The sequence below is a fragment of the Ilumatobacter sp. genome (assembly GCF_039969435.1).
Lineage (GTDB): Bacteria > Actinomycetota > Acidimicrobiia > Acidimicrobiales > Ilumatobacteraceae > Ilumatobacter_A.
This window is the reverse complement of record NZ_JBDVNU010000031.1, coordinates 1-5,481: the sequence shown is the minus strand read 5'-3', so window position 1 is coordinate 5,481 and position 5,481 is coordinate 1. Positions and strand designations below refer to the sequence as shown.

Annotated in this window: 7 protein-coding genes, 1 tRNA gene and 1 pseudogene; all 9 read left to right on the top strand. The window is 65.0% G+C overall.

The window, feature by feature from the left end; translation table 11 throughout:
* A pseudogene (gene tuf / locus ABJK40_RS16145) lies at nt 1–143 on the top strand (elongation factor Tu); the annotation flags it as partial.
* A gap of 113 nt (nt 144–256) precedes the next feature.
* Nucleotides 257–421: a 50S ribosomal protein L33 gene (rpmG, locus tag ABJK40_RS16140; RefSeq protein ID WP_348479262.1), complete on the top strand. Its 165-nt coding sequence runs from the start codon at nt 257–259 to the stop codon at nt 419–421.
* 96 nt (nt 422–517) lie between these two features.
* Nucleotides 518–591: transfer RNA gene (locus tag ABJK40_RS16135), tRNA-Trp, on the top strand.
* A 128-nt stretch (nt 592–719) separates the two neighbouring features.
* Nucleotides 720–1,025 (top strand): preprotein translocase subunit SecE, encoded by a 306-nt coding sequence (secE, locus tag ABJK40_RS16130; protein ID WP_348479263.1) that lies wholly within the window; start codon nt 720–722, stop codon nt 1,023–1,025.
* Between the two features lie 5 nt (nt 1,026–1,030).
* The gene (nusG, locus tag ABJK40_RS16125; protein WP_348479264.1) at nt 1,031–2,152 is read left to right on the top strand and encodes a transcription termination/antitermination protein NusG; all 1,122 of its coding nucleotides are present in this window, start codon (nt 1,031–1,033) and stop codon (nt 2,150–2,152) included.
* Between the two features lie 108 nt (nt 2,153–2,260).
* Nucleotides 2,261–2,686, top strand: a complete 426-nt coding sequence (gene rplK / locus ABJK40_RS16120; protein ID WP_348479265.1) for a 50S ribosomal protein L11 — start codon at nt 2,261–2,263, stop codon at nt 2,684–2,686.
* A 79-nt stretch (nt 2,687–2,765) separates the two neighbouring features.
* Nucleotides 2,766–3,467 (top strand): 50S ribosomal protein L1, encoded by a 702-nt coding sequence (gene rplA / locus ABJK40_RS16115; protein ID WP_348479266.1) that lies wholly within the window; start codon nt 2,766–2,768, stop codon nt 3,465–3,467.
* A 594-nt stretch (nt 3,468–4,061) separates the two neighbouring features.
* Complete coding sequence (gene rplJ, locus ABJK40_RS16110) at nt 4,062–4,610, top strand: 50S ribosomal protein L10 (RefSeq protein ID WP_348479267.1); 549 nt, start codon at nt 4,062–4,064, stop codon at nt 4,608–4,610.
* A gap of 80 nt (nt 4,611–4,690) precedes the next feature.
* Nucleotides 4,691–5,068: a 50S ribosomal protein L7/L12 gene (gene rplL, locus ABJK40_RS16105; protein WP_348415642.1), complete on the top strand. Its 378-nt coding sequence runs from the start codon at nt 4,691–4,693 to the stop codon at nt 5,066–5,068.
* Nucleotides 5,069–5,481 lie beyond the last annotated feature (413 nt).

Sequence of the window (5,481 nt, the reverse complement as noted above, 5' to 3'; positions counted from 1 at the left end):
CCGAGATGGTGATGCCGGGTGACAACGTCGAGATGACGGTGGAGTTGGGCAAGCCGATCGCGATGGACGAGGGTCTGCGTTTCGCGATCCGTGAGGGTGGCCGCACCGTGGGTGCCGGCCGAGTCACCAAGATCAACAAGTAATCAATCGAATCAGTCATCGGCCGGCTCGGGTTCACCCGGGCCGGCCGTTGTCTGTCACGCGACGAGTCGCCGCGTGACGCCACGAAGTACACAGACACGAAAGAGAGGCCGTCATGGCCAAGAGTGACAAGCGGGTCAAAGTGACCCTGGAGTGCACCGACTGCAAGCGGCGCAACTACATCACCATGAAGTCCAAGGTGAACGACCGCGAGCGCCTCGAGATGCAGAAGTACTGCAGCAACGAGCGCAAGCACACCGTGCACAAGGAAACCCGCTGACCACCTGACCCGCCTCAGCGGGTCACCCGTCCCGGTCGCCACGACTCGTGGGGATCGGGGTTCGCGGGGTCGCTGGTACCCTGGCGTCCCCAACGAAGGGCAGTAGCTCAGCTGGCCAGAGCATCGGTCTCCAAAACCGACGGTCGTGGGTTCGAATCCCTCCTGCCCTGCACGGTCCATCCGGACACGCACTCCGCGTCCGTACCGGACCCGAACGAAGAGTCCGACACGATCCGCCTGGCGGGTCGGCCCCGGCTCGCACCATTCCATCCGACGATCGAGAGCACTCGCGAACACCATGTCTTTGGACGATCTCAACCGAGAACAGAAGCGCCAGCTCAAGAAGATGGGCGCGCTCGACGACCAAGGCAAGATGCAGCGCGCCCCTCGGCCGCAGCCCAAGAAGAAGCAGGACCGCGTCACGCCTCTCCAGTACCTCAAAGAGGTCCGTGACGAGATGCGCAAGGTCGCGTGGCCCAAGCGACCCGAAGTCGTCCGCTACTCGATCGTCGTGCTGATCACCGTGATCGTCTACACCGCACTCGTGGGCGGGCTCGACTTCGGGTTCGGCAAGGCCGCCGAGTGGTTCTACTCCGCATCGTGAACGACATGACCGACAACAACAACGACACCACCACCGACACGACCGACGACTCCACAGCGGGCTCGTCCAATCTCGGAGACCTCGACGCCGAACTCCAGGCCGCCTCCGCCAATGCTGCGGCATCCACCGCCGCGCTCGAGGACGCGGTGGCCGATCTGGCGCAGGACGCCACCGCTGCGGGCGAGTCGCCGGTCGACAGTGCCGCGCACGCCACCCACGTCGCCGAGATGGCCAACGTCGACCCGAACGAGGCCGCCACGAGCGAACCCGAGGTCACCGAGAACGCCGTCGACGAGCTCCTGCCCACCGGCGACGCCGTGATCGAACGCGACGTCGACGATCAGGCCGTCACCGACATCACGTCGGCCGAAGCCGCCGACCTGTTGCCCACGGGGAGCGCACTCGCCGAGTCGGACGAACTCGTGGAGGACGCAGCGGGCTCGCCCGGCGAGCAGGCCGCGAAGGCCGACGCCTCCGAGGAAGCCGAACTCGCCGATCAGGGCATCGATCCCGCCGACGACGACTCCCGCGGCGACGCGGCCGATGTCGAGCCCGTGGAGATCGACGATCCGAACAAGCGGCCCGGCAAGTGGTTCGTGGTGCACACGCAGTCGGGCTACGAGAAGAAGGTCACGGCGAACCTCAACGCCCGCATCCAGTCGATGAACATGGAGGACAAGATCTACGAGATCGTCATCCCCATGGAAGAGGTCGACGAGTACAAGAACGGCAAGAAGCAGACCGTCATGAAGAAGGTCTTCCCGGGCTACCTGCTCGTGCGTTGCCAGATGGACGACGAGTCCTGGTACTGCGTGCGCAACACCCCGGGCATCACCGGCTTCGTCGGCCAGGCCGCCAAGGGTCAGAAGCCCACGCCGCTGTCGCGCCGTGAGGTGAAGACCTTCCTCACCCCCAAGACCGAGGGTGTCGAAGCGGCGCCTCGTCGCAAGGCGAAGCTCGACTACGAAGAGGGCGAGAGCGTCCGGGTGAAGGAAGGCCCGTTCGCCGACTTCACCGGCGAGATCGCCGAGATCAACGCCGATCACATGAAGTTGAAGGTCCTCGTCAACATCTTCGGCCGCGAGACGCTGGTCGAGATGGACTTCAGCCAGGTCGCGAAGCTGTAACCGGCGCACCGCGCCGATCCGACCCGGATCGGCGCCGCGACATCAACCCACCCCCGACGACGATCCGCAACAGCGTCGCAACGAACACACGAAGAGAGAAGTACGGAAATGGCAAAGAAAAAGGTCATGGCGGTCGTCAAGATCCAGATCGAAGCCGGCAAGGCGAGCCCCGCTCCGCCCGTCGGTACCGCACTCGGACCGCACGGCATCGCGATCATGGACTTCGTGAAGGGCTACAACGCCGCCACGGAAGCACAGGCCGGCACCGTCATCCCCACCGAGATCACGATCTTCGAGGACCGCACCTTCTCGTTCATCCTGAAGACCCCGCCGACCTCGACGCTGATCCGCGAGAAGGCCGGTCTCACCAAGGCGTCGAACAATCCGGGCAGCCAGACCGTCGGCTCGATCACCGCAGCGCAGGTCACCGAGATCGCCGAGATCAAGATGCCCGACCTGAATGCCAACGATCTCGCCGGAGCCAAGCTCCAGGTCGAGGGAACCGCCCGCTCGATGGGCATCGACGTCGTCTGACGTCACGAACACACATTCCAACGTCTCGACCGGCACCACCTCGACCGGCGGACGAACCACTACCCGAGGGAGACAACCAATGTCAGGTAAGAAATTCGCAGATGCGCTCAAGACCTTTGATCGCGATCACATGTACTCACCGCGTGAGGGAGTCACGCACGCCAAGAACACCGCCACGGCGAAGTTCGACGAGTCGATCGACGTCGTGATCCGCCTCGGCGTCGACCCGCGCAAGGCCGACCAGATGGTGCGTGGCACCGTCGCGCTTCCCGCAGGCACCGGCAAGGACGTGCGCATCGCCGTCTTCGCCACCGGCGAGAACGCCGAGGCCGCACGCGAGGCAGGCGCCGATTTCGTCGGAGCCGACGACCTCTTCGAGCAGGTCGAGGGCGGAATGATGGACTTCGATCTCGTCATCGCCGCTCCCGACATGATGCCCCTCGTCGGTCGCCTCGGTCGTGCGCTCGGCCCGCGCGGTCTGATGCCGAACCCGAAGACCGGCACGGTCACCCCCGACGTCGGTCGCGCCGTGGAGGAGTTCAAGGGTGGCAAGGTCGAGTACCGCACCGACCGATACGCCAACGTGCAGGTGCCGATCGGCAAGGCCAGCTTCGACGTCGACAAGCTCGCCGAGAACTTCTACGCCGTGGTCGAGGAACTGAACCGGGCCAAGCCCGCCTCGGCCAAGGGTCGATACATCCGCAAGGTCACGACGTCGGCCACGATGGGACCCGGTGTCCGCATCGACATCGCCAAGCTGAAGAAGACGCTCGACGAGTGATCCCGACGACGGATCGTCTCGATCCGCTCGAACAACCGACGACGGCCCGCCTCTCCGAGGCGGGCCGTTGCCGTTCCGGGACGCTCGACGGGAAGGGGTCTCGAGTCGGCTCGATCGGTGTCTGGCAAAACGCGTGACAATTGGCGGCCGAACTGCCATACTGAGCACTGCTCGATTCAAGTTTCCGTCCGACGGATCCGAAGCATCAATCGAGTCAGCGGTCGACCTGCCGCTCCGGTGCCGTAGACGGGCGTCTCCCGGAGCGGCGGTCCGCCGTTGCTTCGTCGCCACGGCGGACCCGCCACCGCCGGCTCGCCGGATCGATGTCGGGTCCAGAACGAACCGGCGGTAGTGGAAGCGCTGCGCCGGGCCTATCATCGTGTGTCACATACACGGTTCTCGCCCAAGACCGTTGGTCCGTTGCTCGACAGGGCAGCGGGTAATGACTCCCCTCGCACGAGGCACGGTCGCCAACCGAGGTGCATGCCTTCGAAGAACGACACCGATTCGCATTGCGTGCGTCGGTGTCTCGCTCCTCGTCGGTGTTCGCTCTGATGCGAGCACCCCGAGTTGCAGCGAAAGGAGGAAATGCACATGTCAGAGAACAAGAACGGAACGACACCACGCCCCGACAAGGTGGCCGTGGTCGAAGAAGTCACAGCGAAGCTCAAGGGAGCCAGCGCCGTGTTCGTCTCGGAATACCGCGGTCTCACGGTCAGTCAGCTCGCGGATCTCCGCAAGCCACTGCGTGACGCCGGAGCCGAACACAAGGTGTACAAGAACACGCTCGTCAAGCTGGCGGCCACGGCTGCCGGCATGGAAGGGCTGACCGAACACCTGACCGGCCCGACGGCGCTCACATTCGTGACCGGCGACGTGGCTGCGTCGGCCAAGGCGCTCACCGCACAGGCCAAGCTCACCCCGGCGCTGGTCGTCAAGGGCGGCATGATGGGTGACACCGTCATGTCGGCAGACGATCTGAAGGTCCTCGCCGATCTTCCCCCGCGCGACGTGTTGCTGGCGCAGTTCGCCGGTGCACTGCAGGCACCACTGGTCAAGACCGCAAGTCTGCTCCAGGCACTGCCACGCAAGTTCGCGTACGGCCTCAACGCCCTCGTTCAGAAGCAGGAAGAAGCTGCCTGAACACCCCACATCCCCATGAATCGAAGTGGGGTGCCGAACGGCCCCCGCCCATGAACTGAAGAATCGAAAGAGAGAACAACATGTCCAAGGATGAAATCCTCGACGCAATTTCCAGCATGACCGTCATCGAGCTCAAGGAGCTCCTCGACGCCTTCGAAGAGAAGTTCGACGTCTCCGCAGCTGCTCCGGCAGCCGTGGCAGCAGCCCCCGCAGCGGGTGGCGGCGATGCCGGCGGTGGCGACGAGCAGAGCGAGTTCGACGTGATCCTCGCGGGCGCAGGCGCCCAGAAGATCCAGGTCGTGAAGGCCGTCAAGGACCTCCTCGGTGTCGGCCTCAAGGACGCCAAGGACCTGGTCGACGGCGCCCCCAAGGCGATCCTCGAGAAGGTCTCGAAGGAAGATGCCGACGCGGCCAAGGCCAAGCTCGAAGAAGTCGGCGCCGACGTCGAAGTCAAGTGATCACCCTCACGTGATCGCAGCGGCCGATCGGTCGAGCGCTTGCGTGAGATGAGAGTGCAACGGTGCCCGGTGGTTCGCCACCGGGCACCGTCGCGTCCGGGGTCGCGCTCGGCACGCCCGGCATCGTCCCCCGTGTGCAGACGGGACGGATCGGCGCATCACGTGGCGAGCCCGAACCACGGCGCGAACGTCGGCGTGCCGGCGGAGATGGGGACGTGACGTCGGGCGGGACGGGGAGAACTTCGTCTCGGAACGGTCAAGTGTGGCCGTGCGGCGGTCGATACCCATGACGTCTTGCGTCGCGACGTCGGACGAGCCGAGCGAATGCCGGAATGGACTGATGACGATGAACGCAACCCGACGACCGACGGCACGGGCGCTCCGATGAGCGAGATGCCCCCTCCACCGCCACC